At 64.9% G+C, this 25690-nt stretch carries 26 protein-coding genes and 1 pseudogene; 17 read left to right on the forward strand and 10 right to left on the reverse strand.

Annotated features, from left to right (window positions below):
- Positions 1-12 precede the first annotated feature (12 nt).
- Together ACIOVF_RS06370 and ACIOVF_RS06375 are read left to right on the forward strand one after the other, a co-directional pair.
- Positions 13-1026, forward strand: a complete 1014-nt coding sequence (locus ACIOVF_RS06370) for a zinc-binding alcohol dehydrogenase family protein (RefSeq protein ID WP_045197083.1) — start codon at positions 13-15, stop codon at positions 1024-1026.
- 125 nt (positions 1027-1151) lie between these two features.
- Positions 1152-1316: a hypothetical protein gene (locus ACIOVF_RS06375; RefSeq protein ID WP_176794194.1), complete on the forward strand. Its 165-nt coding sequence runs from the start codon at positions 1152-1154 to the stop codon at positions 1314-1316.
- On the opposite strand, the gene ACIOVF_RS06380 is transcribed toward ACIOVF_RS06375, so the two are convergent.
- Together ACIOVF_RS06380 and ACIOVF_RS06385 are read right to left on the reverse strand one after the other, a co-directional pair.
- Positions 1300-2481, reverse strand: coding sequence for a multidrug effflux MFS transporter (locus ACIOVF_RS06380; protein ID WP_195885615.1), 1182 nt, complete (start codon positions 2479-2481; stop codon positions 1300-1302). The two genes, ACIOVF_RS06375 and ACIOVF_RS06380, sit on opposite strands and share 17 nt — an antisense overlap.
- Positions 2482-2595: 114 nt before the next feature.
- A complete protein-coding gene (locus ACIOVF_RS06385) occupies positions 2596-2793 on the reverse strand; it encodes a heavy-metal-associated domain-containing protein (RefSeq protein WP_045197079.1) in 198 nt (65 codons plus the stop codon).
- Between the two features lie 147 nt (positions 2794-2940).
- On the opposite strand from ACIOVF_RS06385, the gene ACIOVF_RS06390 reads away from it, so the two are divergent.
- The 3 genes from ACIOVF_RS06390 to cueR are packed head-to-tail and all read left to right on the forward strand — an operon-like array spanning position 2941 to position 6185.
- The gene (locus tag ACIOVF_RS06390) at positions 2941-3327 is read left to right on the forward strand and encodes a hypothetical protein (RefSeq protein WP_045197115.1); all 387 of its coding nucleotides are present in this window, start codon (positions 2941-2943) and stop codon (positions 3325-3327) included.
- A gap of 54 nt (positions 3328-3381) precedes the next feature.
- Positions 3382-5784 (forward strand): heavy metal translocating P-type ATPase, encoded by a 2403-nt coding sequence (locus tag ACIOVF_RS06395; protein ID WP_401288275.1) that lies wholly within the window; start codon positions 3382-3384, stop codon positions 5782-5784.
- Positions 5781-6185, forward strand: coding sequence for a Cu(I)-responsive transcriptional regulator (gene cueR / locus ACIOVF_RS06400; RefSeq protein WP_010221738.1), 405 nt, complete (start codon positions 5781-5783; stop codon positions 6183-6185). Before ACIOVF_RS06395 ends, cueR begins: the two co-directional genes overlap by 4 nt.
- Positions 6186-6190: 5 nt before the next feature.
- Here the strand turns inward: cueR and ACIOVF_RS06405 are convergent, their stop codons facing one another.
- Positions 6191-7084: a PA4780 family RIO1-like protein kinase gene (locus ACIOVF_RS06405; protein ID WP_045197075.1), complete on the reverse strand. Its 894-nt coding sequence runs from the start codon at positions 7082-7084 to the stop codon at positions 6191-6193.
- Between the two features lie 436 nt (positions 7085-7520).
- Here ACIOVF_RS06405 and ACIOVF_RS06410 point away from each other — a divergent pair.
- Positions 7521-8453, forward strand: a pseudogene (locus ACIOVF_RS06410) (cache domain-containing protein); the annotation flags it as partial.
- A 129-nt stretch (positions 8454-8582) separates the two neighbouring features.
- A complete protein-coding gene (locus ACIOVF_RS06415) occupies positions 8583-9311 on the forward strand; it encodes a methyl-accepting chemotaxis protein (protein ID WP_371128660.1) in 729 nt (242 codons plus the stop codon).
- A gap of 3 nt (positions 9312-9314) precedes the next feature.
- Here the strand turns inward: ACIOVF_RS06415 and ACIOVF_RS06420 are convergent, their stop codons facing one another.
- Complete coding sequence (locus ACIOVF_RS06420; RefSeq protein WP_401288279.1) at positions 9315-10103, reverse strand: AraC family transcriptional regulator; 789 nt, start codon at positions 10101-10103, stop codon at positions 9315-9317.
- 87 nt (positions 10104-10190) lie between these two features.
- Between ACIOVF_RS06420 and ACIOVF_RS06425 the strand changes: the two genes are divergently transcribed.
- On the forward strand, positions 10191-11213 hold the full coding sequence (locus ACIOVF_RS06425) for a bile acid:sodium symporter family protein (RefSeq protein ID WP_401288281.1): 1023 nt from the start codon (positions 10191-10193) through the stop codon (positions 11211-11213).
- Here ACIOVF_RS06425 and ACIOVF_RS06430 read toward each other — a convergent pair.
- Positions 11200-12477, reverse strand: a complete 1278-nt coding sequence (locus ACIOVF_RS06430; RefSeq protein WP_401288284.1) for an acetyl-CoA C-acetyltransferase — start codon at positions 12475-12477, stop codon at positions 11200-11202. The two genes, ACIOVF_RS06425 and ACIOVF_RS06430, sit on opposite strands and share 14 nt — an antisense overlap.
- A gap of 116 nt (positions 12478-12593) precedes the next feature.
- Here ACIOVF_RS06430 and ACIOVF_RS06435 point away from each other — a divergent pair, with 116 nt between their 5' ends.
- The 7 genes from ACIOVF_RS06435 (at position 12594) to ACIOVF_RS06465 (ending at position 19196) form a co-directional block, all read left to right on the forward strand.
- Positions 12594-13946 carry a 3-oxoacyl-ACP reductase gene (locus tag ACIOVF_RS06435; RefSeq protein WP_093376441.1) on the forward strand — a complete coding sequence of 451 codons (1353 nt, stop codon included), beginning with the start codon at positions 12594-12596 and terminating at the stop codon, positions 13944-13946.
- Positions 13947-13948: 2 nt separating this feature from the next.
- The gene (locus tag ACIOVF_RS06440; protein ID WP_401288287.1) at positions 13949-14803 is read left to right on the forward strand and encodes a MaoC family dehydratase; all 855 of its coding nucleotides are present in this window, start codon (positions 13949-13951) and stop codon (positions 14801-14803) included.
- A gap of 61 nt (positions 14804-14864) precedes the next feature.
- The gene (locus tag ACIOVF_RS06445; protein WP_045197063.1) at positions 14865-15170 is read left to right on the forward strand and encodes a MazG-like family protein; all 306 of its coding nucleotides are present in this window, start codon (positions 14865-14867) and stop codon (positions 15168-15170) included.
- Entirely contained in the window at positions 15167-15916 is a 750-nt protein-coding gene (locus ACIOVF_RS06450) for a methyltransferase domain-containing protein (protein ID WP_093376449.1), read from the forward strand. Before ACIOVF_RS06445 ends, ACIOVF_RS06450 begins: the two co-directional genes overlap by 4 nt.
- A 23-nt stretch (positions 15917-15939) precedes the next feature.
- Positions 15940-16575, forward strand: coding sequence for a DUF4136 domain-containing protein (locus ACIOVF_RS06455; protein WP_045197059.1), 636 nt, complete (start codon positions 15940-15942; stop codon positions 16573-16575).
- A gap of 19 nt (positions 16576-16594) precedes the next feature.
- Complete coding sequence (locus tag ACIOVF_RS06460) at positions 16595-17155, forward strand: DUF4136 domain-containing protein (RefSeq protein ID WP_045197057.1); 561 nt, start codon at positions 16595-16597, stop codon at positions 17153-17155.
- A gap of 103 nt (positions 17156-17258) precedes the next feature.
- The gene (locus ACIOVF_RS06465; protein ID WP_249744380.1) at positions 17259-19196 is read left to right on the forward strand and encodes a pilus assembly protein TadG-related protein; all 1938 of its coding nucleotides are present in this window, start codon (positions 17259-17261) and stop codon (positions 19194-19196) included.
- On the opposite strand, the gene ACIOVF_RS06470 is transcribed toward ACIOVF_RS06465, so the two are convergent.
- On the reverse strand, positions 19181-21877 hold the full coding sequence (locus tag ACIOVF_RS06470) for an ATP-binding protein (RefSeq protein WP_045197055.1): 2697 nt from the start codon (positions 21875-21877) through the stop codon (positions 19181-19183). The two genes, ACIOVF_RS06465 and ACIOVF_RS06470, sit on opposite strands and share 16 nt — an antisense overlap.
- A complete protein-coding gene (locus tag ACIOVF_RS06475) occupies positions 21874-22317 on the reverse strand; it encodes a TadE/TadG family type IV pilus assembly protein (RefSeq protein WP_045197053.1) in 444 nt (147 codons plus the stop codon). Before ACIOVF_RS06475 ends, ACIOVF_RS06470 begins: the two co-directional genes overlap by 4 nt.
- Before the next feature lie 75 nt (positions 22318-22392).
- On the opposite strand from ACIOVF_RS06475, the gene ACIOVF_RS06480 reads away from it, so the two are divergent.
- On the forward strand, positions 22393-22863 hold the full coding sequence (locus ACIOVF_RS06480) for a prepilin peptidase (RefSeq protein WP_045197051.1): 471 nt from the start codon (positions 22393-22395) through the stop codon (positions 22861-22863).
- Positions 22864-23001: 138 nt separating this feature from the next.
- A complete protein-coding gene (locus ACIOVF_RS06485) occupies positions 23002-23784 on the forward strand; it encodes a response regulator transcription factor (RefSeq protein WP_045197049.1) in 783 nt (260 codons plus the stop codon).
- Between the two features lie 19 nt (positions 23785-23803).
- On the opposite strand, the gene ACIOVF_RS06490 is transcribed toward ACIOVF_RS06485, so the two are convergent.
- From ACIOVF_RS06490 to ACIOVF_RS06500, 3 genes are read right to left on the reverse strand one after another with little or no spacing between them, the layout of a single operon-like run.
- Complete coding sequence (locus ACIOVF_RS06490; protein ID WP_045197046.1) at positions 23804-24064, reverse strand: DUF3613 domain-containing protein; 261 nt, start codon at positions 24062-24064, stop codon at positions 23804-23806.
- 7 nt (positions 24065-24071) lie between these two features.
- On the reverse strand, positions 24072-24788 hold the full coding sequence (locus ACIOVF_RS06495; protein WP_045197112.1) for a tetratricopeptide repeat protein: 717 nt from the start codon (positions 24786-24788) through the stop codon (positions 24072-24074).
- Positions 24789-24802: 14 nt separating this feature from the next.
- A complete protein-coding gene (locus ACIOVF_RS06500) occupies positions 24803-25690 on the reverse strand; it encodes a type II secretion system F family protein (protein ID WP_045197044.1) in 888 nt (295 codons plus the stop codon).

Here is a 25690-nt window from a genome sequence, read left to right on the forward strand (position 1 = left end):
CGAGGAATCTCCATGAAAGCCATTGCCTACTATCACTCCCTGCCCATCAGCGATGCAGCAGCCCTGCAGGACATCGAACTGCCAGCCCCGGAGCCTGGCCCACGCGACTTGCTGGTGGAGGTGCGGGCGATCTCGGTGAACCCGGTGGATACCAAGGTGCGCCAGAACGTGCAGCCAGAGGCTGGCGCCGCCAAGGTGCTGGGCTGGGACGTGGCCGGGGTGGTCAAGGCGGTGGGCAGCGAGGTCAGCCTGTTCCAGCCGGGTGACAAGGTTTACTACGCAGGCTCCATCGCCCGTGCCGGCGGCAACAGCGAGCTGCACGTGGTGGATGAGCGCATCGTCGGCCACATGCCGAAAACCCTCGGCTTTGCCGAAGCGGCGGCGCTGCCGTTGACCGCCATCACGGCCTGGGAGCTGCTGTTCGAACGCCTGAAAATCGCTGAAGGCCAGCAGGACCTGGGCCAGAGCCTGTTGATCGTCGGTGCCGCCGGCGGGGTCGGCTCGATCCTCACGCAACTGGCCAGCAAACTCACCGGCCTCAAGGTGATTGGCAGCGCCTCGCGCCCGCAGACCCAGGACTGGGTCCGTGAGCTAGGTGCCGATAACGTCGTCGATCACAGCCAGCCGCTGGCCGCCGCACTCAAGGCCCAGGGTATCGAGCAGGTCACCCACGTGGCCAGCCTGACCCAGACCGACCAGCACCTTGATCAACTGGTCGAAGCCCTGGCACCGCAAGGCAAACTGGCGCTGATCGATGATCCCAAACAGCTGGACGTGACCAAACTCAAGCGCAAGAGCCTGTCGCTGCACTGGGAGTTCATGTACACCCGCTCGCTGTTCGAAACCGCCGACATGCTCGAACAGCACAAGCTGCTCAACCGGGTGGCCGAACTGATCGACAGCGGCACGCTGAAAACCACCCTCGGCGAGCACTTCGGCACCATCAATGCCGCCAACCTGCGCCGCGCCCATGCCCTGCTGGAAAGCGGTGCGGCCAAGGGCAAGATCGTCCTCGAAGGCTTCTGAAAAGGCGCGCCCACCTCGTTTACGGGGTGGGCGCGACCGTCAGTCCGACAACTGACCCAGGTCATTCCGCTGCCCGTGGCCGGCGCTACAATGCATCAGCCAACGCCAACCTCAGGTATGCAGATATGAATATCCAGGTCAGTGCATCAGCAAAAAAGCCCGGCTGCCCCTGGCAGGTCCAGCTCGACCAGCACGTGGTCAGCTTTCGCAGCGAGGCCGAGGCCCGCGCCTTCGTCAACACCCTGCAAACCCGTCTCCAGGCGCCCCACCCGCTCAAACGGAGCGGCTGAGGTTCAGCCTGCGGGTGAGCATTGCCACGCTCACCACCGCCAGGCCACACAGGCTGATGACGATGGCCATCGGCACCGCCGTGCCGTCGTGCAGCACCCCCACCAGCGCCGCCGCCGCGGCCGCCACACTGAACTGCAGGCAACCGAGCAGGGCTGAAGCGCTGCCGGCACGGGCGCCCTGCCCGCTCATGGCGCAGGCCGAGGCATTGGGGATGATGCAGCCGAGGCTGGCGATACAGATGAACAACGGAATCAGCAATGGCCACAGCGCTTCCGGGTGCAAGGCGCTGATGCCCAGCAAGGTCAGGCCCGCCGCCAGGTAAACCCACACCGCCCGGGCCAGCAAGAAGGCCGGGCCACGCTTGGCCAGCAGCCGTGCGTTGACCTGCGCCACCAGAATGAACCCCGCTGCGTTACTGCCGAACAGCCAGCCATAGTGCTCGGCCGGCACCCCATAGAGCTTGATGAAGACGAACGGCGAGCCGGCGATGTAGGCAAACATGCCAGCGATGGCGATGCCGCCGGTCAAGGCGTGGCCGAGGAAGATACGGTCCTTGAACAGCCGGCCGTACTGGCGCAGCGAACCGGACAACGGCGGGCGCGGCTGGTTGGCCGGCAGGCTTTCCGGCAGGCCCAGGGCCACGGCCAAGGTGCACAGGGCACTGAACAGGGTCAGGGCAATGAAGATCGACTGCCAGCCGTACAGGTTGACCATCAGGCCACCGAGCATGGGCGCCAGGATCGGCGCCAGGCCCATGACCAACATCAGCTGCGAGAAGACCTTGGCCGATCCCACCGCATCGCACTTGTCGCTGACGATTGCCCGCGACAGCACCATCCCGGCGCAACCGCCGAGGGCCTGAACGAAACGCGCCAGAATCAATGCATCAAGGCTCGGGGCGAAAGCGCAGGCCAGCGACGCCAGGGTGAACAGGGTCACCCCGACCAGCAGCGGAATGCGCCGGCCAAAGCGGTCGGCCACCGGCCCATAAGCCAGTTGGCCCAGCGACAGGCCAAGGAAGTATGCCGCAAGGGTGGTCTGGATGTGCTTCTCGTCGGTGCCAAAGGCCAGTGCCATGGCCGGGAAACCGGGCAGGTAGAAGTCGATCGCCAGGGGCCCGAACGCACTCAAGGCGCCGAGAATCAGGATGGTTCGCAGGTTCATCGGAAATCCGTAGCAGGCTAAGCAAGTCCGCTAGTCTAACCGCCCTGCCGGGGTTTCGCTGACAGAGTTACGCCTGCGCGATGAATCTTTTAGCCACCGCGCGGGCGTCGGCGGTCAGGCTGGCTCGGCGCCGTAGCCCTCGGCACGAATTGCCTTGAGAATATTGTCTGCCGGTAAATCGCTCTGCACTTTAACCTGCTTGCGCGCCAGATCGATCTCGACCACAGCCTCATCATCATGCTCGCGAACGGCACGCGTGATAGCTTTGGCGCAATGGCCGCAGGTCATTCCTTGAACAGTGAATACTTGCATTGCAACAGCCTCCTGTGGGGTTTGAGCGCAGTTTCAAGCTTGCCATCGGGGCAAGGTCAAGTGCGAGGATTGCCTGCCGGGCTGGAAATCAGCGCGCCGCTCCGCCAAGCTGCAAGCCTGAGAATCGATTTGCAGGAGTTTGAATTCATGCGCAGGGCAGCTTTGGGCCTTTTCGGCCTGCTGGGAGTAATGGGCCTGGTGCCCGCGGCCAGTGCCGAGGGCAACGCCGACTACAGCATTCTGACCATTTCCCGCGAGCGCCTGGAAGTGGCGACCTCGTGCGAGATCGGCGTGTACCTTAATGACCAGCTTTCGGCGCGGCTGTTCCAGGAGCAGTCGACCTCGTTCAACCTGCCGCCGGGCAAGGTCGCGGTGCGCCTGCGCCTGCTGCCGGCACAGATGCCGGGCTGCCAGAACGGCCTGGAAAACCAGCGCAACCAGAAGCTCACGCTTAAGGCCGGCGAGATCAATAAATACCGCATCGCCGTGGACCAGAATGGCCTCAAGCTGATCAGGGCCGGCCTGGGCTATTGACCTTCCCCGCATGGCAAGGTTGATGCTTGAGGCCTGTCCAAGGAGGAGTGCCCCATGTCCGCATCTACCACGTTCGACCTGCCGATTGCCGGCATGACCTGCGCCAGCTGTGCTGGCCGGGTCGAGCGCGCCCTGCGCAAGGTCGTCGGTGCCGAACAGGTCAGTGTCAACCTGGCCACCGAACAGGCCCGCATCCAGGCCCCGGCCGACAGCTTGCCGGCGCTGGTCGAAGCCGTCGAACAAGCCGGCTACAGCGTGCCCGCGCAAAACCTCGAGCTGCAGATCGGCGGCATGACCTGCGCCTCCTGCGCCGGGCGCGTCGAGCGCGCCCTGGCCAAGGTCGCGGGCGTGCAGCAAGTCACCGTCAACCTGGCCAACGAACGCGCCCACCTGCAGCTGCTGGGCCAGGTCGACAGCAACGTGCTGATCGATGCCGTCAGCCAGGCCGGCTACAGCGCCAGCCTGCCGCAGAGCGCCAAGGTCAACCAGGCCGACGCCGAACGCCGCCTGCGCAAGGAGCGCTGGTCGGTGGCCCTGGCGGTGCTGCTGGCCCTGCCGCTGGTGCTGCCAATGGTCCTGCAACCCTTCGGCATCCACTGGATGCTGCCGGCCTGGGCGCAGTTCGTGCTGGCCACCCCGGTGCAGTTCATCCTCGGTGCGCGTTTTTATGTCGCGGCCTGGAAAGCCGTGCGCGCCGGGGCCGGCAATATGGACCTGCTGGTGGCCATCGGCACCAGCGCCGGTTACGGCCTGAGTCTCTACGAATGGGCCACAGCCAGCGCCGGGGTCATGCCGCACCTGTACTTTGAAGCATCGGCGGTGGTGATTGCCCTGATTCTGCTGGGCAAGTACCTGGAAAGCCGCGCCAAGCGCCAGACCGCCAGTGCCATCCGCGCCCTGGAGGCCCTGCGCCCGGAGCGCGCGCTGTTGCTGGTTGACGGCCAGGAACGCGATGTCGCCATCAGCGAGCTGCGCCTGCATGACCTGGTGCTGGTCAAGCCCGGCGAGCGCTTTCCGGTCGATGGTGAAGTCGTCGAGGGCCAGAGCCACGCCGACGAAGCACTGATCAGCGGCGAAAGCCTGCCGGTACCGAAGCAACCGGGCGACAAGGTCACCGGTGGCGCGATCAACGGCGAAGGCCGCCTGCTGGTCCGCACCCTGGCGCTGGGCACGGAAACCGTGCTGGCACGCATCATTCGCCTGGTCGAAGACGCCCAGGCGGCCAAAGCACCGATCCAGAAACTGGTCGACCGGGTCAGCCAGGTGTTCGTCCCCGCCGTGCTGGTGCTGGCGCTGATTACCCTGGTGGGCTGGTGGCTGAGCGGCGCGCCGATTGAAACCGCGCTGATCAACGCCGTCGCCGTGCTGGTAATTGCCTGCCCGTGCGCCTTGGGCCTGGCCACACCGACGGCAATCATGGCCGGCACCGGCGTCGCGGCCCGCCACGGCATCCTGATCAAGGACGCCGAATCTCTGGAACGCGCCCATGCAGTGAATCGCGTGGTCTTCGACAAGACCGGCACCCTGACTTCCGGCAGCCCGCGCATCGTCCACAGCCGTGCGCTGGTCGGTGACCAGGCACAGCTGCTGCAACTGGCCGGCGCCCTGCAGCGCGGCAGCGAGCACCCGCTGGCCAAGGCGGTGCTCGATGCCTGTGAAGAGCAAGGCCTGCGGGTCGCTGATATCAGCAACAGCCAGTCGCTGACCGGCCGGGGTATCGCCGGTAGCCTCGACGGTCGCGAGCTGGCCCTGGGCAACCGCCGCCTGCTGGATGAAAGCGGCTTGCAGCCTGGTGAGCTGGCCGTCGATGCCGTGGCCTGGGAAGCCGAAGGCCGGACCCTGTCGTGGCTGCTCGAACGCAGCCCGCAGCCGCAGGTGCTGGGCCTGTTCGCCTTCGGCGACAGCCTCAAGCCCGGCGCCGGGCAAGCGGTTCGCCAATTGGCCAGGCAAGGCATCAGCAGCCACCTGCTGACCGGCGACAACCGCGGCAGTGCCAAGGTGGTCGGCGAAGCCTTAGGCATCACTGACGTGTATGCCGAGGTCCTGCCTGCCGACAAGGCCGCCACGGTTGCCACGCTCAAGCAGTCCGGGGTGGTGGCCATGGTCGGCGACGGTATCAACGACGCCCCGGCCCTGGCCGCTGCGGACATCGGCATCGCCATGGGCGGCGGCACCGACGTGGCCATGCAGGCGGCAGGCATCACCCTGATGCGCGGCGACCCGCGCCTGGTACCGGCGGCCCTGGAGATCAGCCGCAAGACCTACGCCAAGATCCGCCAGAACCTGTTCTGGGCGTTCATCTACAACCTGATCGGCATTCCCCTGGCCGCCTTCGGCATGCTCAACCCGGTGCTCGCCGGCGCCGCCATGGCGCTGTCGAGCGTCAGCGTGGTGAGTAACGCGCTATTGCTGAAAACCTGGAAGCCGACCACCCCGCCTGAGGACGATGCCCAATGAATATCGGCCAAGCCGCCCGCCGCTCGGGCCTGAGCGCGAAGATGATCCGCTACTACGAGTCGATCGGCCTGCTCAAGCCGGCCCTGCGCAGCGACAGCGGCTATCGCCTGTACCAGCAGGAAGACCTGCACCAACTGGCATTCATCAAGCGCTCGCGGGACCTGGGGTTTTCATTAGAAGAAGTCGCCCGCCTGCTGACCCTGTGGCAGGACCGCCAACGCGCCAGCGCCGACGTCAAGGCCCTAGCCAGCCAGCACATCGACGACCTCAACCGGCGCATCGAGGAACTGGTGAGCTTGCGTGACACCTTGAGCGAACTGGTTGCCCACTGCCAGGGCGACGACCGCCCGGACTGCCCGATCCTCAAGGACCTGGCAGCCGGCGGCAGTTGCTGTCACTGACGCGTTTACTGGAGCCAGGGCGGCGCCGGTTCTTCGTCCTTGACCGTACCCCGCTCGGCGTCGGCCTTGGCCGCACGCCGGCGGGCTTCATCGATGCGCGCCGCGTCGATCTCGCGCATGACACCGTCAACGTCGGCACTGTGCTCGTCATCGGCGAACACCCCGGTCAACGGGCTTTCCGGCAGCAGCTTGCCGGCCTGGTACAGGGCCCACATTTCACGGGCATAGCGCGTCTGCTTGAGCTCCGGGGCAAAACGGCCGAAGTAGGCGGCCATGTTGCCGACATCGCGCTCAAGCATGCTGAACGCGTGGTTGTTGCCAGCAGCGTCGACCGCTTGCGGCAGGTCGATGATCACCGGGCCGTCTGGCCCGAGCAGCACGTTGAACTCCGAAAGGTCACCATGGACCAGGCCGGTGCAAAGCATCAGCACGATCTGGCGAATCACGAAGGCGTGGTATTCGCGGGCCTGTTCAGGCTCCAGGTGTACGTCGTTCAGGCGTGGCGCGGCGTCGCCATGTTCATCGGCGACCAGCTCCATGAGCAGCACGCCATCGAGAAAATCATACGGCTTGGGTACCCGCACACCGGCATTGGCCAGGCGGAACAGCGCCGCCACTTCGGCGTTCTGCCAGGCGTCTTCTGCCTCTTTGCGGCCGAACTTGGAGCCCTTGGCCATGGCCCGGGCCTGGCGGCTGTTGCGTACCTTGCGGCCTTCCTGGTACTCGGCGGCCTGGCGGAAACTGCGCTTGTTGGCTTCTTTGTAGACCTTGGCGCACCGTAGCTCCCGACCGCAGCGGACCACATACACCGCAGCCTCCTTGCCACTCATCAGCGGTCGTAGTACTTCGTCGACCAGTCCATCTTCAACCAGCGGTTCAATGCGTTTTGGAGTCTTCATCGGTTTCTGTCGGGGGTCCTGTCTGGCCAAACACGGGATTGTTATAGGTCACAGGTTCTGCAACCTGCTTGTCGCTGAAGCAAGACCGCACTGCGTTGTAACGGCAATCAGCCTGACTTGCCATTCTTTTTCTGCCCGAAGGCGACCAAACGGTCACAAAATTCGGCAATTACCAATAAACACGGGGGATTTCCCCCAAGTAACACTTTATTTCCAGAGCACACGGCCGATGTAGTCTGCAGCAGCCTCGTACGTTTACAAGAAAAATTCTGGAGCGCGGATGAACATAAAACAAAAACTGACCTGGGCCTTCGCCGTAATCGCCGGCTTGCCGGTGATTCTGGTCGCCACCCTGGTGGTCCTCAACCTGCGCAGTGAAGCCCGCGAAGGCTTCGTCGACGGCAGCAGCCGCGAGATCCGCCAGGTGGCCAACGCCATGCAACTGTTCTTCGAAGGCATCAGCCAGAACGTCGACTACCTGGCCGCCCAGCCACTGGTCAGCGCTACCGGCGGCGAGGTGAAAAAGTACTTGGGCGCCGATGCCGCGCAAATCGCCCTGGGCGAGCATGACAAGAAACTCTACGACTTCTTTGCCAGCCTCGCCGCCAGTCATCCGGCCTACTCCTACGTGTCCTACGGTCTGAGCGATGGCGGTTACGCGTTCTGGCCGGGCGATGCGAAAATGGCCAACTACGACCCGCGCCAACGCCCCTGGTACCAGGCGGCCATGGCCACCCCGGGCAAGACCCTGCGCACCGACGCCTATTACTGGGCCGGCGATGACGCCGTGCTGGTGAGCACCGTGCGCGCCGTGGCCAACCAGCTCGGCAACCCCGGCGGCGTGGTCAATATCGACGTCTCGCTCAAGCAGCTGACCGAGATCGTCAAGCAGATCAAGCTCGGTGAAAGCGGCTACCTGATGCTGCTCGAAGACAACAGCAACGTGCTGGTCGACCCACGCGATCCGGGGCACAACTTCAAGCAGCTGGGCAGCCTCGGCGAGGGATACGCGCAACTGGCCAAGGCCGGCAAGGGCCTGGTCGAAGTCGAGCTGGACGGCGAACGCTACATGGCCAACATCTGGCCTTCGGAGCAACTGGGCTGGAATTTCATCGGCCTGATCCGCCATGACGAAGTGATGCACACCGCCACCCAGCTGACCTGGCTGGTCGCCGCTATCGCCATCGTGCTGGCGGCGGTGTTCGCCCTGGTCGGTGCGACTTTTGCCAAGCTCATCGTGCGCCCGATCCATAGCGTCACCAGCGGCCTGGAAGGCATCGCCCAGGGTGAAGGCGACCTGACCCGCAGCCTGGAGGTGCGCGGGCGCGACGAAACCGCACAACTGGCCAACTGGTTCAACCAGTTCCTGGCCGCGATCCGCAACCTGATCCAGAGCATCGGCCAGGCGGCGAACAAAATCCTCGCCACCTCCAGCAGCTCGACCCAGGTTTCCCATGACATGGCCGAAGCCGCCGGGCGCCAGCGCGAAGCGGTGGACATGGTCTCGACCGCCTTCCACGAAATGGTCGCCACCGCCAACGAAGTCGCCCGCTCCTGCAGCCAGGCCGCCGATTCCGCCGACAGCGGCCAGCAGCAGGCCCGCGAAGGCCAACAGCAGATCGACGCGGCAGTGCAAAGCGTTGATCGCCTGAGTCAGGAGATCGAACAGTCGGCGCAGTCGATGCAGCAACTGGAGCGCGACAGCAATGCCATTCAGTCGATCCTCGGCACCATCCGCTCGATTGCCGAGCAAACCAACCTGCTGGCCCTTAACGCCGCCATCGAAGCTGCGCGCGCCGGTGAACAGGGCCGCGGCTTTGCCGTGGTCGCCGACGAAGTGCGGGCGCTGGCCAAGCGCACCGCCGACTCCACGGCCGAGATCGACCACCTGCTCGGCAACCTGGCCAACCGCACCAGTGAAGTGGCCCAGCAGATGCACGCCAGCCTGGAAGTGTCGCAACAGTCGGTCAGCCGTATCGGCCAGGCGCGCAACAGCTTCGGGCAGATCCGCGAGTCGGTGGACATCATCCGCGACATGAACACGCAGATCGCCACCGCCGCCGAAGAGCAGCACCAGGTGGCTGAGGACATCAACCGCCATATCAGCCAGATCCATGGTGATGCACAGCTGGTGGCGGAGCTGGCCAATTCGGCGCGCCAGGACTCGCAGAGCCTGGCCGGCTTGTCCAACGAACTGGATGCGCTGGTACGGCGCTTTCGCACCTGAGGACTACAGGCGCAGCTCGCCCGGGGTAAAGCCGAACAGGCCCTTGAAGGCGGCGATGTAGGCCGAAGTGGAGTCGTAACCGCAGCCCAGCGCGGCTTCGGTGACGCTCTGCCCAGCCTCCAGCGCAGTCAGCGATGACAACAGGCGCATGCGCTGGCGCCAGCCGCGAAAGCTCAGGCCGGTTTCGCGCTGGAACAGGCGCGTCAGGGTTTTTTCCGAGGTGTTCAGGCGCTGCGCCCACTGCGCGAGCGTCTGGCCCTGTTCGGGCTGTTCGAGCAGTTCGCTACACAGTGCGAGCAAGCGCGGGTGCTGCGGCAACGGCAGCGAAAAGCCCACCTCCGGCAGCGCCCGCAACTGGTCGAGCAACACCGCGACCAGCCGCGCCTCGGCGCTGTCGCCCTCGGCATAGTCCACCGGCAACAGGCAGAACTGCTTGATCAGCTCGCGGGCCAGCGGTGTCACCTCCAGCACCCGGCACTGCCCCGGGGCCCAGCTGCCTTCTTCGCGGCGCACATACAGGCTGCGCATCTCAGCCTGCATCGAAGTCAGCACCTCATGCTCGACTCCGGCCGGAATCCATACCCCCCACTGCGGCGGGGCAAAGTAGCTGCCATCGGCGGTATAGACCCCGAGCACGCCGCTGATCGCATACGAGAACTGCACCCAGTCATGCCGGTGGCGTGGCGTCCACGAGCCGGCACCGAGGCTTTCAGCGCGGGCATACAGGGGCCGGGGCAAGCGCTGCAGCTGGGGAATCGCCCGGGCGGTCGATTTTTGTCCGTTACTCGGCATCAGTTGGCCTTATGTCGCAAGACGGTAATCACTTGTCGAGCGTAGCCTCTGGGCTCAATGAATACAAAATGATTCGCAGGCCCGCCTATGCAAGCGCTCAAACACCTCAAACGCGTGGTAACCGACTGGTTCCTCTGCGGCATGTTCCTGGCGACCTTCCTCGCCTGGCTGTTCCCGCAGTTCGGCCGTAGCGGCGGGGCGCTGCACGCCGAGGTGGTGATCAATGCCGGCGTGTTCCTGGTGTTCTTCCTGCACGGCATCAACCTGTCCAGTGAACAGATCCGCCACGGCCTGAAGAACTGGCGCCTGCACCTGATGGTCCAGGGCTTTACCTTCCTGGTCTTCCCGCTGCTGTGGTGGCTGGGCAATAAAGTGCTCGGCAGCCAGTTGCCGGCGCTGCTGATGCTGGGTTTCTTCTATCTGTGTGCCCTGCCCTCAACCATTTCCTCGTCGGTGGCACTGACCGGCAGTGCCGGCGGCAACGTGCCGGCGGCGATCCTCAATGCCAGCCTGTCCAGCGTGCTAGGCATCTTCCTCACCCCCTGGCTGGTGAGCCTGGTGCTCGGCAGCGGCAGCGACGGCATTGATCTGGGCGCAACCCTGCTCGACCTGTGCGCACTCCTGTTGCTGCCGCTGCTGCTCGGCCAGTTGCTGCGGCCCTGGTTGGGGCGCTTTTTCGCCCGGCACAAGCGCTACACCAATGTCATGGACAAGCTGGTGATCCTGCTGCTGGTGTATGCGGCGTTCTGCAACTCGATGGTTTCGGGCATGTGGCAGCAGCAAGGCGCCTCGGTAATCGCCATGGCCCTGGTGGGCAGCGCCGTGCTGCTGGGGTTGATTCTGCTGCTGACCACCCGCACCGCGCGGGCCCTGAACTTCAGCCCGGCGGACGAGATTGCGGCGGTATTCTGTGCCAGCAAAAAATCCCTCGCTGCTGGCGCACCGATGGCCGCGCTGATTTTCGCCGGGCACCCGGGGCTGGGGCTGATCCTGTTGCCGATCATGATCTACCACCCGTTGCAGCTGATCGTCTGCTCGATCATGGCCGAGCACTACGCCAGTCGCCCGGCCCGGCAAGCCAGCCCGGCGGCGCTGGTCAACGCTCGATGATCGCCGTTACCCCCTGACCGCCGGCGGCGCAGATCGAGATCAGGCCACGGCCCTTGCCGGCATTGGCCAGCAGCTTGGCCATGTTGGCCAGAATGCGCCCGCCGGTGGCGGCGAAGGGATGCCCGGCAGCCAGCGAACTGCCCTTGACGTTGAGCTTGCTGCGGTCGATTGAGCCCAGTGGGGCATCCAGGCCCAGGCGGGTCTTGCAGTACTCGGGGTCTTCCCAGGCCTTGAGGGTGCACAGCACCTGCGCGGCAAAGGCTTCGTGGATTTCGTAGTAGTCGAAATCCTGCAGGCTCAGGCCGTTGCGCGCCAGCAAGCGGGGCACGGCATAGGCCGGGGCCATCAGCAGCCCTTCATGGCCTTTGACGAAATCCACCGCGGCGGTTTCGCCATCGACCAGATAGGCCAGCACCGGCAAGCCGCGCTCGCGGGCCCAGTCTTCACTGCCCAGCAGCACCACCGAGGCGCCGTCGGTCAGCGGTGTGGCGTTGCCGGGTGTCAGCGTGCCCTTGTCGCTGCGCTCGAACACCGGCTTGAGGCTGGCGAGTTTCTCCAGGGTCAGGTCCGGGCGCAGGTTGTTGTCGCGGGTCAGGCCCAGGAACGGGGTCAGCAGGTCGTCGTGCCAGCCTTCGGCAAACGACGCGGCCAGGTTGTGGTGGCTGCGCAGGGCCAGTTCATCCTGATCCTGGCGGGGGATGTGCCAGGTCTGCGCCATCAGCTCGCAGTGCTGGCCCATGGACAGGCCGGTGCGCGCTTCGCCATTGCGCGGTAACTCGGGCTTCAAATGCCCGGGGCGCAGGTGCAAGAAGGCCTTGAGCTTGTCGGCGGTGCTGCGCGCGCGGTTGGCTTGCAGCAGTATCTGGCGCAGCCCTTCATTGACCGCAATCGGTGCATCGGAGGTGGTGTCGACGCCACCGGCAATGGCGCTGTCGATCTGCCCCAGGGCAATCTTGTTGGCCACCAGCAGCGCCGTTTCCAGCCCCGTGCCACAGGCCAGTTGCACGTCGTAGGCCGGGGTCTGCGGCGATAGCCGCGAGCCGAGCACGCTTTCGCGGCTGATGTTCATGTCACGCGAATGCTTGAGCACCGCGCCGCCCACCACCTCGCCCAAACGCAGGCCATGCAGGCTGTAGCGCTCGATCAGCCCTTCGAGGGCAGCGGTGAACATTGCCTGGTTGCTGGCCTTGGCATAAGGGCCGTTGGAGCGGGAGAACGGAATTCGATTGCCGCCAATGATCGCGACCCGGCGCAATGAGCGCATACGTAACATCCTCTTTTACGAAACGGTCCGCTACAGCGTAGGTGTTTTTTGCCCAGTCGAACGACCAATGGCCAATCATGGTCCACACTTTGAAGCTATTTCAGGGAGAACCGCACATGAGCGACCGCTATATCGACTTCGCCAACTCCGACCTTGGCCGCCGTCTGGTAGGTGCCGTCGGCCTGCCCAGCCCGGCGCGCCTGGAACGTTGGCAAGCCGGCCGCCTGCGGCCGATCGAGGGCGCCCTGCTGCTCGGTGGCGGGTCGCTGGCGAAGACCGTCGAAACCTTCGCCAAGCGCCTGACCGATGAGTTGTACAGCTTTGCCAGCCCCGACCTTGAGGCCAGCGAATGGGTGGCAGGCTTGGGGCCCAAGCTCAAGGCGGTGGTGTTCGATGCCAGCGAACTGGACGATATCGACCAGCTCAAGCAATTGCGCGAATTCTTCCAGCCGCTGCTGCGCAGCCTGGCGCCCAGCGCCCATATCGTCATTCTCGGCCGCGCCCCGGAACAACTCGATGACCCGCTGGCGCAGGTTGCCCAGCGTGCCCTCGAAGGCTTCAGCCGCTCGCTGGCCAAGGAACTGCGCGCCGGCGGCACCCTGCAACTGTTGTATGTGAACGAAGCGGCCGAAGATCAACTCGAAGGCGCCCTGCGATTCTTTCTTTCGCCCAAAAGTGCGTTCATCTCTGGCCAGGTCCTGCGCCTGGAGGCCTGCGGCACAGCGGTCCAGGACTGGAGCCGGCCGCTGGCCGGGCGCAAGGCGCTGATCACCGGCGCCGCCCGTGGCATCGGTGCGGCGATTGCCGAAACCCTGGCCCGCGATGGCGCCGAAGTGATCCTGCTCGATGTACCGCCGGCCAAGGCCGACCTCGAGGCCCTGGCCGCGCGCCTGGGCGGGCGCAGCCTGGCCCTGGACATCTGCGCGACGGACGCCCCGGCACAATTGCTTGAAGGACTGCCCGACGGCATCGACATCGTCGTGCACAACGCCGGCATTACCCGCGACAAGACCCTGGCCAACATGACCCCGGAATTCTGGGACTCAGTGCTGGCGGTCAACCTCAAGGCCCCGCAACTGCTGACCCAGGCGCTGTTCGACAGCGGCGCCCTGCACGACAACGCACGTATCGTGCTGCTCGCTTCAATCAGCGGCATCGCCGGCAACCGTGGCCAGGCCAATTACGCCGCCAGCAAAGCCGGGCTGATCGGCCTGGCCCAGGCCTGGGCACCGAAGCTGGCCGAGCGCGGCGCCAGCATCAACGCCGTGGCCCCCGGGTTTATCGAAACACGCATGACCGCGGCAATTCCCTTCGCCCTGCGCGAAGCGGGGCGACGCATGAGTTCGCTGGGCCAGGGCGGCCTGCCCGAGGATGTCGCCGAAGCGGTGGCGTGGCTGGCGCAACCGGGCAGCGGCGCGGTCAATGGCCAGGTGCTGCGGGTTTGCGGCCAAGCCGTGATGGGGGCCTGAACATGAGCCGCACATGGATCGAGTTGGGCAGCACGGCGGCGCTTTCCGGGCTGTACCTGCGCGCCGCGCGCAAGCGCAAGATCAGCGGCGACCGCCTGCCCGGCACTGGCTTGCGCTGCCACTTGAGCGTCGACCCGCAGCAGCTTGAGGCTTACCGCAAACTCTGCCATTTCAGCGACGACGGGCGCCTGCCGCCGACCTTCCCGCATGTCATGGCCTTCGCCCTGCAGATGCAGTTGTTGACCGCAAAGGACTTTCCCTTGCCGCTGCTGGGGCTGGTGCACCTGCACAACAGCATTCGTGTGCTGCGCCCGCTGGGCGGCATCAGTCGCCTGCGTTTTAGCGTGCATGTAGAGAACCTGCAGCCCCATGAAAAAGGCGCCACCTGCGACCTGATCACCGAAGCCGAAGACGGCCTCGGCCTGATCTGGTCCGAAACCAGCCGCATGCTCTGCCGAGGGCTGAAACTGAGCGGCGACGCGCCTGCGGTAGACGAGCCCGAAACCCTGCCCTTGAGCGAACTGACCCGCTGGTACGCCGACAGCGATATCGGCCGGCGTTACGCCAAAGTCTGCGGCGACTACAACCCGATCCACCTCAGTGCCGCCAGCGCCAAGCTGTTCGGCTTTCCTACCGCCATTGCCCATGGCATGTGGAGCAAGGCCATGGCCCTGGCCGCCTTGCGCGGGCACCTGCCGGTCAGTGGCTATGAGATAGGGGTGGGCTTCGTTAAACCGGTGCGCCTGCCCAGCGAGGTGATCCTCAATGCCAGCCCGGCCGCGGCCGAGGGCCAGTTGCAGCTCGACGGCCATGGCGAGCTGGTGCACATGCGCGGCGCCTGGCGGCCACTGAGCTGACAGCGCCCTCTTGCGTTGCGACGGCGCCCGCCTGAAGCTATGCCGCTTGAGGAGAGCCCCGATGAATTTGCAAGAACTGACCGAACGCCTGCACCGCATCCGCGACAACAACGATTGGCGCGGCTTTCACAGCCCGAAGAACCTGGCCATGGCCGCCAGCGTCGAGATGGCCGAGCTGGTGGAAATTTTCCAGTGGCTGACTGAAGACCAGTCGCGCCAGTTACCGCCCGAGCAGCTGGAACACGCCGGCCAGGAAGTCGGCGATATCGTCCTCTACCTGTTGCTGCTGTGCAGCGAGCTGGGCCTGGACATGGAGCAGGTGGTCAGAAGCAAACTGGCCGACAGCGAAAGGCGTTTTGCCAAATGAACGACCGTCACTTCGATGAGCTGGCGACCCGTTTTGCCGAAAAAATCTATGGCGGTGCCAAAGGCGCGATCCGCCTGGCAGTACTCCAGGCGGACCTCGCCGAAGCGCTCCCTGATCGCCCGCTGCGGGTACTGGATATCGGCGCGGGCCTGGGTCATATGTCGCTGTGGCTGGCCCAGCGCGGGCACCAGGTGACTCTGGCCGAACCCGCCGCGCCGATGCTCGACGGCGCCCGAGAGCGCTTTGCCGAAGCCGGCCAGCAAGCCACCTTCATCCAGGCACCGTGGCAGGACCTGCTCGGCCAGTTGACCGAGCCCTATGACCTGGTGCTGTGCCACGCGGTACTGGAATGGCTGGCCGAACCTGAGGCCATCCTGCCGGTGCTGCATCAATTGACCCGCACCGATGGCCTGCTGTCGTTGGCGTTCTACAACCGCGACGCGCTGGTGTACCGCAACCTGCTCAAGGGCCATTTCCGCAAGTTGCGCAGCAACGAGCTGGCCGGTGAAAAGCAGAGCCTGACCCCGCAAAAACCACTTGATCCACGCACGCTCAAGGCGCAACTTGAAGGCTTGTGGCAGGTCGAAAGTGAAAGTGGCGTGCGGGTTTTCCACGACTACATGCCCCGCGATTTCCAGGCCAAGGCCGAGCTGCTCGACCTGCTGGAAATGGAGCTGGCGCATCGACGTCACCCGGCCTTCGCCGGCCTGGGCCGCTACCTGCACTGGATCTGCCGACCGCGCTGAAGCGCACCCACCGGGAGGGTGACATGCCGTACCGTTTGACCCTGGGCCTGCTGTGCCTGGCCTTGGCCGCCTGCCAGGGCAGCAACCCGTATGTGGCCAGCTCCCGCCCGTTGCCCCCGGCCCCCGCACAGGCCGCCACGACCTTCGATGCCAGCGCCTACCCGGCCGCGCCGCGCGACTACGCCCGCTACCGCAGCTGGGCCTGGCTCAACGGCCAGTTGCCGGCGGGCAGCACCTATGCAGAGCCTGCACAGCTGGCCGATGCGGTCAGCAACGCCCTCGACCAGCGCGGCCTGCGCCCGGCGCGCAATGGCCAGGCAGGCGACCTGCTGGTGAGCGCCGACCTGCGCCTGGAACGGCGCCTGCGCCAGGTGCGCGAAGACTACTACCCCTACGACAACTACCCCTATGGTGGTTACGGCGGCTACGGCAGTTTTGGCCGCTATCACAATGGCTACGGGGCCTACGCCAGCGTGCCGCTGGTGCGCACATACGAGGTCGAAGTGATGGTGGTGCACGTCGAGCTGTATGACGCCCGCGACGGCCAGCCAGTCTGGAGCGCCAGTGCCGAGACCGCCAGCCAGGACTCCCAGGGCAAGCGCGCGGACGCGGTGCGCGAATCGGTGCAAAAGGCCCTGGCCAGCTATCCTCCCAGTTAAAGGTAATCGGAGAACCATCATGTTGCGCCGTCTCGCTTTACTCTCGCTCGCGCTGCTGCTCGGCGCCTGCCAGAGCAACAATGTCACCCAGGATTTCGATGCCAGCCGCGACTTCGCCGCTTACCGCAGTTGGGCCTGGCAAGAGCCGGGGCTGCAATACCGCCCGGATGATCCGCGGATCAAGAGCGACCTCACCGAACAACGCATCCGCCAGGCGGTGGCCGGCCAGCTTGACCAGCGTGGCCTGCGCCCGGCCCAGGGCAACAGCCGCCCGGACCTCAAGGTGCAGTCCTACCTGATCGTCGAGAACCGCCAGCAACAAGTCACGACCAATTATGGCGGCGCCTGGGGTGGCTACTGGGGCGGCTACTGGGGTGGGCCGATGTACAACGAAACCCGCAGCGTCGACTACAAGGTGGCAACCATCCAGGTTGACCTGTTCGACGCCCGCGACGGCAAGCTGGTATGGCGCGGCAGTGCCGAACAGATCATGAACAACTACCCGCCAAGCCCGGAAGAACGCAACTCGGCCATCCAGAACACCGTCGCCAAGCTGATGGGCAACTACCCGCCACGCTGAACCCCACCCGCCAGTCGCCATGCAGGCGACTGGCCATTATCTTGTCTACACTCCTTTGCACTGCTGCTGCCCCGCGCGGCCTTGGGCCGGCAAAGGAGTGCTCGTGTCTACTCGCTTTCCAGCACGGCAACGTGGCGCCATCGGCTTGATCGCCGCCCTGACCCTGGGCATGGCCTTATTGTTCGGGCTGTTGGTGGTCGACAGCGGGCGGCTCTACCTGGAGCAGCGCAAGTTGCAGCGGGTGGTCGATATGGCGGCACTGGAGGCAGCCGGGCAAAGCGCCGTGTGCAGCGGCCCCGGGCCCCAGGCCGCTGCCCTGGCCCAAACCAGCGCCAGCCGCAATGGTTTTACCCTGGCCGAAGGGCGAACCCTGGCCACCGCTTGCGGCACCCTGCAGACCGGCGTCGACAGCCTGCGCCGTTTTACCGTCAACCCCGCACGCAACGATGCGATCAGGGTTATCGCCCAGAACAGCGTGCCCACCAGCATCGCCGCCGGGGTGCAGGCGCTGGTTCGCGGCAATACCCTGCCTACCACCACCAACCTCACGGCCCAGGCCGTGGCGGCGACGCCGAAGCCACCCTTGGCCGTATTGCGCATCCGTACAACCCTGGCCGACATCGACTCACGCAAGTCGGCATTGCTCAATGCCCTGCTCGATCCGTTGGGTGGGCGGGTGCAACTGGATGCCCTGGGCTGGCAAGGCCTGGCCAACACGGATATCAACCTGCTCAAGTACCTGGACCAACTGGCAATTAACGTCAGTGTACAAGCCGGCAACTACGACGAGCTGCTGGGTAAGCAGCTGTCGGCCACGCAACTGATCCAGGCGGCAATCGACGTATTCAAACAAGGCAGCAACACCGCCATCGACGTCGCCACCAACCTGGGCAAGCTCACCGTCGCCACCGATGACAACCGCGTGCTCAAGCTCAACGAAATCCTCGATATCCAGGCCGGCACCGCCAAGGCCGGGCTGGACACCAGCCTGCAATTGCTGCAACTGGTGCAAGGGGTGATCCTGCTGGCCGACAAGTACAATGCCGCTTCGGTCGAGTTGCCCTTCAATGCCCTGGGGCTGGTCAGCGGCAAGGTGCAGATCAAGGTCATCGAGCCGCCGCGAATTTCCGCCATCGGCAATCCACAGACCGACGACATCAGCGTGCAGACTGCACAGATCCGCACCCTGGTGTCGCTGAATACGCCGGTAGTCGATACCCTCGGCGGCATCGTCACGGAAGTGCTGAAGCTGGCCGCACCGCTGACCAATATCCTTAACAACCTGCTGCACCTGAACCTGCTGGGCACCGTACAGTCCCTGACCTGCGCACTCGGTGTGCCGTGCAAGGTCAGTGACATCGAAGCCCTGAGCAAAGCTGCACGCATTGATATCAGCATCGACACGGTCAAGGCGACCAGCCGTGTCAGCGCCTACCGCTGCAGCCCCGACAAGCAATTGACTGCGTCAACCGACAGCGCGGCAGCCACGGTCACCATCGGCAAGATCGACAACCCGGCGACCTTCTTCAGCACCGGTAGCGGCACGGTCACCCCGATCCCGCTGATCGATATCGGTACCAACATCTGCACCAGTGTGCTCGGGCTGTTTCCCAAATGCGCAACCCGGGTGCCCTGGGTAGGCGGGGGCGTGGGCATCAAGCCGGATCCGCTGCAGGTACTGTCACGCCACGAGAACCTGCTGTTCAGTGGCGCCAACCTGCCGGAGATCGGCAAGCCTGCGCCTTACCTGAGCATGCAACCGATCAACGTGGTGCAAAGCCTGAGCACCACCATCGATACCCTTCCTTTGCAGGTCTACAAACCACAGAACGGTGATGTGCTGGGCGAGATCCTCAGTGTTGCCAGCAGCGTGCTGACCGGGGTGACGAATATCCTCAAACCGATGATCAAGAACCTGCTCAGCCCGCTGGTCGATCCCCTGCTCAACGCCTTGCTCAAGGTTCTCGGCATCGACCTGAACACGGTCGAGGTCAGTGCCAACCTGACCTGCTCCAGCTCCCGCGCTCAACTGGTGCTGTAGACCGGCAACTCGATACAGAACCGCGCCCCCAGCTCGGCGTTCTCGACACTCAGGCTGCCGCCCATGGTGTCGATGATGCCGTAGCTCACCGACAGCCCCAGGCCAGTGCCAACGCCCACCGGCTTGGTGGTGAAGAACGGCTCGAAGATGCGTTCGAGCAAACGCGGCTCGATGCCGCCGCCGTTGTCCTCGACCAGCAGCCGTACGTGCTGCCCTTCCCGCTCAAGCCCCACGGAGATCCACGGCTGCAGCTCGCGGTGCTGCTCGCGGCGGGCCAGCAGGGCATCGCGGGCGTTGACCAGCAGGTTGATCAGCACCTGCTCCAGCTGATCCTGATGACCACTGACCTGTAGCTGCTGCCCGGGGGCCTGCACGCGCAGTTCCACGCCCTTGCCGCGCAAACCGTCGGCCAGCAACGACAGGGCGCCCTCCACCGCCTGCCAGGGCGCGAACGGTTGCTGCTCAAGCTCCGAACGCCGACCGAACACGCGCATGTGGTCGACTACTTTGGAGGCGCGCAGCACCTGGGCATCGATACGTTTTAGTTTGTCTTGCAGGTAGTCGACCTCGGCGTTGCCGTTTTCCAGACGCTTGAGCGCATTGACCACGGCCATGCGCATGACGTTGAGCGGCTGGTTGATCTCATGGGCAAGGCCGGTGGCCATTTCGCCGAGGGTGGCCATTTTCGCGCTTTGCAGCAGTTGCTGCTGGGTGCGCCGCACTTGCGTGTTGTCGCGGCCCACCGCCTGGATTTCCTGCAACTGGCCGTGCTCGTCGAATAACCCGCGATCAGACCACAACCACCAGGCATGCTCGCGCCCTGGCAGTTGCAGGCAGATCTCGGCGCTGCTCACCGGCTGCTCCGGGGTCAAGCCCGCCAGGCGTTCGACAAAGGCCTGGCGCTGGGTCGCGGACAGCCACTGGCCGAGGTTCACGCCGGCCAGTTGCGCGGGCGGGCATTCCAGGTAATCAGCCAGAGGCTGGTTGCCGAACAACAGGCTCAGGTCCGGCCGGTAGCGACAGATCATCGCCGGTGAATCCTCGACCAGCACCCGATAGCGCTCCTCGCTCTGGCGCATTTTTTCCGCAGCCTCGGTGGCCTCGCTGACGTCCAGCCAGATGCCCACCACCTCCACCGGCAAACCGAGGTCATCGCGCAGCAGGCGCGCTTCATCCAGTACCCAGTGATAACCGCCATGCTGATCACGCAGGCGATAGCGGCTGCGGCTCTGACCGTGCTGCAAGAGCATCCGCGTGCGCTCCAGCCACAGCAGCTGATCATCGGCGTGCAGCCACTGCCCCGGTTGCAGGGGCTCGCCGGCCAGCGGCTGCCAGCCGAGCATCGGCGTCAGGCTGGCGCTGCAGAACTCGGTGAGCAATGCGCCCTCGGCGTAGCGCTGGATGTAGATCACCGCTGGCGAGCTGGCGATCAGGTTTTCCAGGCGCGCCTGGGCAGCGCTGGCCTGCAGCTGTTGCGCCTTGATGTCGCTGATGTCGAGCATAAAACCCTGCACCCGGCGATTGCCGCCGCTGCCGTGCACCTGGCCGCACAAGCGATACCAGCGCGGCTGCGCCTGGGTGCTGTGGTCGAGCAGGCGCAGGCTCAGTTGCAAGGCGCAGCCCTGGCGCTGCAGCTCGGCAAACGCCAGCTGGACCGCCTCGCGGTCTGCCGGGTGCACGCGGCTCAGCCATTGGTTAAGGGTAAGCGCCGCCGGAACGCCCAGGCTCTGGGCCAGTGCCGGGTCCAGATGCAACTGCGGCTCGTCCAGACGCCATTGCCACCAGCCAGCCCCCAGTTGCAGCTGCAAGCTGTCCAGGCGTTCGCTCTGCTGATGCAGTTGATGCGCCGCCAGGCGAGCGAGCAGCGGTTCGACAAAGGCGGCGGCGACCAGCAGGGCATCCTCGGCCTGCAGCACCTCTTGCGGCTCGATGCAGATCAGCCAGGCCTGGTTGACCTGGCCCTGGGCAAACGCCAACAGGTAAGTCGCCAGCCCTGGAAACAGGGTCTGTAGCGCGGGCTCACTGGCACTGCTGAGCATGCTCGCCGGCAACTGCCGATCGAGCAACGGCGCAAGCTGTTCGTCACGCAGCCAGTGCAGCGCATCGCCACTGCAGGCGTAGATCTGCCAGCCCTGCTCGGTTTGCACCAGCACTCCCGCGCCACGGGCCCGCCAGTGGCGTACCAGCCAGTTGAGCTGTTCTTCGGCCACCGCTTGCAGGCGTTCGATGCTGCAGGCGCGCAAGGCGCAGGCCAGGTGCGCAGTCAGGTGTTGCTGGCGCTCGGCAGCCAGGGCTTGCTGGCGGTGCAGCAACAGGTCGCCGATATCGAATAGTTGCAACAACCAGCCATCGCCCTGGGCTTGCAACCAGCCGCGGGTGTGCAAGGTGTGGCCACCGGCCGCCTTGAAGTCCAGTTCCAGAAGCTGCCCCTGCCAGTCTGCCGGCTCGCCTTCGAGCACCAGCAGGCTGTAGGGCTGCACGTAGTCGTGCAGACGTACCCCGGCCTGGGTCGGCAGCGCCAGCGCCGCGCGCAGCGGGCCGGCCTGGCGCAACACCCTGGCCGCGCCATCGAGCCACAGTTGCAGGCCCACCGCCGGCACCTCGGGGGCTTGCGCCACGGGCTCTTCGACCGGCGCCGCGCGCCCGCGCCAGCGCTCGAACAGGCTTTGCCCGCCACTCACAGCTGCAGGCTCGCTTCGGCCTTGAGGCTGTCGGGCAGGCGCGGCACCTCACCGATGCCCGGCAGTTTCAGTACCGGCAATACCGCGGTCAGTTTGCTCTTGGCGTAGTTGATCTTCACCGTCAGCAGCTTGCCCGGGGTAAGGACAACCTTGGCATCGCTGCTGAACTGGAAAGCCAACGGCGCTGGCATCCACGCCAGTTGCTCGCCGAGCACGCGCTTGGCCAGCGCCTCGACATCAGCGCCGTAAGTGGCGCTGGCAGGATCCAGCGCCACACAGCGGCGTACCGCTTCACTGCTGGCCTGGTTGAACGATTGCAGCATCAGCATCGGCAGACCGTAGCTGACCACCCCGTAGAAGACCGCGAAGAAGATCACGAATACCGCGACAAACTCGAGGGCTGCCGCGCCTTTTTGCCGCTTGCACAGGCTTGCTTGCATGATCGCGTCTACCCTGACAGTGACACCTGAAAGACAGCATAGAATCATTCACCACAAAGGGATGGCCTTTCGCCAATGCAAAGCATTGTTCTGCTGCTGTGGCTTGCCTTGTGCTCTGAACAAGATCTGCGCGAACGCCAGATCGCCAATACCCTGACCCTCGGCGCCGCCGCCTGCGCCCTGGGCTACCTGTTCGTTACCGGACACACCTGGATTGGCGCCGACGCCAGTGAAGGCGGCCTGGCGCTGGCCATCGTCATGCTGCTGACCCTGCCCGGCTACATGCTTGGCCGCCTCGGCGCCGGCGATGTGAAATTGCTCGGTGCCCTGGCCCTGGCCACTGATCGCATGCACCTGTTGGGGACATTTATCGGTGCCGGGGTCGCAGTTGTCGCCTGGCTGCTGAGCCGCCGTTGGCTGTGGTCCCTTTTAAGTCAGAAGGTTAAGAACCGTCTGAAGCAATTGAGCGAAGAATCGTCAAAAAAACAGCCGTTCGCGCCATTCCTGCTAGTCGGTTTTCTACTGGCGGCGGTCTGGATCAATTAGCCGAATACCGCACGCAAAAGGATGTACAAACCTTGTACATAGTCAAAAAGTGCGACTACTTTCTAGTGTGTGCCAGGAATGGATCCAGGCTCGACCTGGCCGCGGGAACACCAAGGCGAATAGCGCAGGGAGTTGCATGTGAGCAAGCCAGTCAGTGAGTTGAAGGTGCTGGTCGTGGACGACCAGCCACTGATAGTCGAAGAGTTGTGCGAATTTCTCCAGGGCAGCGGCTACCGTTGCCTGCCCTGTCATTCCAGTACCCAGGCCATCGAGCAGTTCAGTGTCGATCAGGAGATTGCCCTGGTGGTGTGCGACCTGCACATGCCCGACTGCGATGGCCTCGAACTGATGCGCGCGCTCAAGGCCATTGCCGGGCCGCAGCGTCAGTTCGAAGCGATCATGCTCACCGGGCGCGCGGCCAAGCAGGACGTGATCAAGGCGCTGCGCGAAGGCTTTGCCGACTACTATCAAAAACCGGTCGACCTCAACGAGCTGCTTGAAGGGGTACAACGCCAGGAGGCCGCCGTGCTGGAGCGGCGCCGCAGCTACCAGCACCTGGGTGACCTGAACCAGAAACTGCAGTTTCTCGCCGAGTCGATCGACGATCTCTACCAGGACCTGGACAAGGCCCGCGGGCTCGGTGCGCACCGGCGCGCCAGCGATATCGAGCCGGAAGCTGAAAGCGACAACCTGCCAGCGCTGTTCGACAAGTTGTCACCGCGCCAGCTGGACGTGGCCAAACTGGTCAGCAAGGGCAAGACCAACTACCAGATCGCCTGCGAACTGGGCATCACCGAGAACACCGTGAAACTCTACGTGTCGCAGGTGCTGCGCCTGACCCACATGCACAACCGCACCCAGCTGGCGCTGGCGTTGTCACCCGGCTCCTCGCCCCTGCATCAGCGAGTCACGGCGCACTGAGTGCGCTTTGGCGGCTGAGTCACTTGTCGGACGCACCGGTACTTTCCCAGCGGTAGAAGTCCGGGATCACATATTTGTAGCTGTCCAGCCAGCGCTGCATGCTCTGGTCGCGCTCCTTGGGCGTGGCCGTCTGCGGGATCTTCGAGGCTTCAAGGTTGCGTGCCTGTAGCTGCAGCCAGGCTTCGGTGGTTTGCTGGGCCTTGGACGAAGGCCCGCCCTCCAGCGCCAGGGCGGCCAGGGGTAGTGCGCTGAGGGCAAGCAGGAGCAATGACCTGTTCATCACGACCTCACTGTTGGGTGACGCTTGAGGCTTCTGGGGTAACCACCGCGACCTGGTCGGTCCGCGCCGCGGGTTTCTTCAGTTGCTCGGCGCGCGCCCGGGCTTCACTGAATTGCGCCGGCGTCAGGCGCAGGCGGCTGACCAGGTCGGCAGCCTGCTGGAATTTGTCCTGGTACAACAGCAGGCTCACCAGGTTGACCGCCGCCAGGGCGTTGTTGTCTTTGAGCTCGATGGCGGTAAGGAACTCGAAACGCGCTTGCTCGACATTGCCCTGGTTCAGGTAAACCACGCCGAGGTCGTTGCGCACCTTTTCGTCGGTCGGCGCCAGGCGCACCGCGCGCAACAGGTGGCGCTGGGCCTGGAGGTTGTCGCCACGGGCCGAGGCCAGTTGCCCAAGGCCATGCTCGCCTTCTGCTGCCAGGCAGCCACCGAGCAGGCTGCGGTACAACGGTTCGGCTTCGCTGCGCCCGAGCAGGCGCGACACCCGGGCCTTGCGCAATCGCACCTGGGCCATGTCCGCCGGCAACGCCTCCAGGTGCGCCAGGCTGGCATGCGGGCGGCCCTCGGCGAGCATCTCGTCGGCCATGCTCAAGGCCAGCTCCTGGGCCGAATCCGGCTTGCTGCAACTGACCGGCATACCCGGCAAGGCCAGCCACTGTGCGCCGTCCTGAGTGGTACAGCCAGCGAGCAGCGCCAGGCTCATGATCACCATGACTGCTTTCATGCACATCCCTCCGCTCATGAACCCAAGGCCTTGGCCAACGCCGTAAAACCGGGCCCTGCCAACACAATTAGCAAGGCCGGAAACAGGAACACCATCATCACTATCGACATCTTCCCGGACATCTTCGAAATTCGCTCCTGCATGCGCGTCAGGCGCCGGTCATCGAGCAGTTGCTTGAGTGCCAGCAACGACTTCATCGCCCCGCCGCCCTGGCTCAGCAGTTGCTGGAGGATCACGCAGCTGTCGCTGAACTCATCGACGCTGAGCAATTGCGCGGTTTTTTCCAGCTCCGGGGCCAGGGCCAGGCCGGAGTCGACCCGCAGCAGAATCGCCCGCAGCTCCTCACTCAGCACCGGCAACAGTTGCCGTGATTCCTGGCTCAGCACGCGCAAGGCCTGCTCCACCGCCAAGCCCGATTCGAACAGGATCCGCAGCAGCGGAATAAAGGTCGACACCTCCCGGGCCACCTGCTGCTGACGGCGCGCCGCCGCCCAGGCCAGCAAGCGCTTGGGCAACAGGTAACCGGCGCCCATGGCGCACAGCGGCAGTACCAGCCACGGGGTCTGGCTGGTGTGGTACAGGGTTTCCTGCGCGATCACTCCCAGGCCCAGCGCCAGAAGCGGCGCCCCCACCTGACAGGCAGCGAACAGCGCCCGTTGCCGGCTACGCCGCCAGCCGATGCGATCAAGCAGCAAACGTGTCTCGCCGTCCAGACTCAACGAACGCTGGCCCAGGCGGCTGGCGCCGAGCTGCTGCAGCCAGTTGCCCAAGCGGTTGTCCGCGCCCAGCTGGCCCTGCAAGCGCTGGGCGACCAGGCGCTGACGATGCCGCTGGCGCAGGAACTGAGCCAGCAGCAAGGCAAAGGCGGCAAACAACATCAGGGCACTGAGCAGCAGGGCCAT

This window comes from Pseudomonas sp. NPDC087612 (genome assembly GCF_044743505.1).
Lineage (GTDB): Bacteria > Pseudomonadota > Gammaproteobacteria > Pseudomonadales > Pseudomonadaceae > Aquipseudomonas.

Coding starts and splice junctions, on each gene's coding strand:
- ACIOVF_RS06440 (WP_401288287.1), top strand. CDS start 13,949: ATGAGCCGCACATGGATCGAGTTGGGCAGCACGGCGGCGCTTTCCGGG.
- ACIOVF_RS06380 (WP_195885615.1), bottom strand. CDS start 2,481: ATGAACCTGCGAACCATCCTGATTCTCGGCGCCTTGAGTGCGTTCGGG.
- ACIOVF_RS06425 (WP_401288281.1), top strand. CDS start 10,191: ATGCAAGCGCTCAAACACCTCAAACGCGTGGTAACCGACTGGTTCCTC.
- ACIOVF_RS06405 (WP_045197075.1), bottom strand. CDS start 7,084: ATGAAGACTCCAAAACGCATTGAACCGCTGGTTGAAGATGGACTGGTC.
- ACIOVF_RS06385 (WP_045197079.1), bottom strand. CDS start 2,793: ATGCAAGTATTCACTGTTCAAGGAATGACCTGCGGCCATTGCGCCAAA.
- ACIOVF_RS06415 (WP_371128660.1), top strand. CDS start 8,583: ATGGTCTCGACCGCCTTCCACGAAATGGTCGCCACCGCCAACGAAGTC.
- ACIOVF_RS06370 (WP_045197083.1), top strand. CDS start 13: ATGAAAGCCATTGCCTACTATCACTCCCTGCCCATCAGCGATGCAGCA.
- ACIOVF_RS06375 (WP_176794194.1), top strand. CDS start 1,152: ATGAATATCCAGGTCAGTGCATCAGCAAAAAAGCCCGGCTGCCCCTGG.
- ACIOVF_RS06495 (WP_045197112.1), bottom strand. CDS start 24,788: ATGAAAGCAGTCATGGTGATCATGAGCCTGGCGCTGCTCGCTGGCTGT.
- ACIOVF_RS06490 (WP_045197046.1), bottom strand. CDS start 24,064: ATGAACAGGTCATTGCTCCTGCTTGCCCTCAGCGCACTACCCCTGGCC.
- ACIOVF_RS06460 (WP_045197057.1), top strand. CDS start 16,595: ATGTTGCGCCGTCTCGCTTTACTCTCGCTCGCGCTGCTGCTCGGCGCC.
- ACIOVF_RS06475 (WP_045197053.1), bottom strand. CDS start 22,317: ATGCAAGCAAGCCTGTGCAAGCGGCAAAAAGGCGCGGCAGCCCTCGAG.
- ACIOVF_RS06420 (WP_401288279.1), bottom strand. CDS start 10,103: ATGCCGAGTAACGGACAAAAATCGACCGCCCGGGCGATTCCCCAGCTG.
- ACIOVF_RS06480 (WP_045197051.1), top strand. CDS start 22,393: ATGCAAAGCATTGTTCTGCTGCTGTGGCTTGCCTTGTGCTCTGAACAA.
- ACIOVF_RS06450 (WP_093376449.1), top strand. CDS start 15,167: ATGAACGACCGTCACTTCGATGAGCTGGCGACCCGTTTTGCCGAAAAA.
- ACIOVF_RS06430 (WP_401288284.1), bottom strand. CDS start 12,477: ATGCGCTCATTGCGCCGGGTCGCGATCATTGGCGGCAATCGAATTCCG.
- cueR (WP_010221738.1), top strand. CDS start 5,781: ATGAATATCGGCCAAGCCGCCCGCCGCTCGGGCCTGAGCGCGAAGATG.
- ACIOVF_RS06435 (WP_093376441.1), top strand. CDS start 12,594: ATGAGCGACCGCTATATCGACTTCGCCAACTCCGACCTTGGCCGCCGT.
- ACIOVF_RS06445 (WP_045197063.1), top strand. CDS start 14,865: ATGAATTTGCAAGAACTGACCGAACGCCTGCACCGCATCCGCGACAAC.
- ACIOVF_RS06500 (WP_045197044.1), bottom strand. CDS start 25,690: ATGGCCCTGCTGCTCAGTGCCCTGATGTTGTTTGCCGCCTTTGCCTTG.
- ACIOVF_RS06395 (WP_401288275.1), top strand. CDS start 3,382: ATGTCCGCATCTACCACGTTCGACCTGCCGATTGCCGGCATGACCTGC.
- ACIOVF_RS06455 (WP_045197059.1), top strand. CDS start 15,940: ATGCCGTACCGTTTGACCCTGGGCCTGCTGTGCCTGGCCTTGGCCGCC.
- ACIOVF_RS06390 (WP_045197115.1), top strand. CDS start 2,941: ATGCGCAGGGCAGCTTTGGGCCTTTTCGGCCTGCTGGGAGTAATGGGC.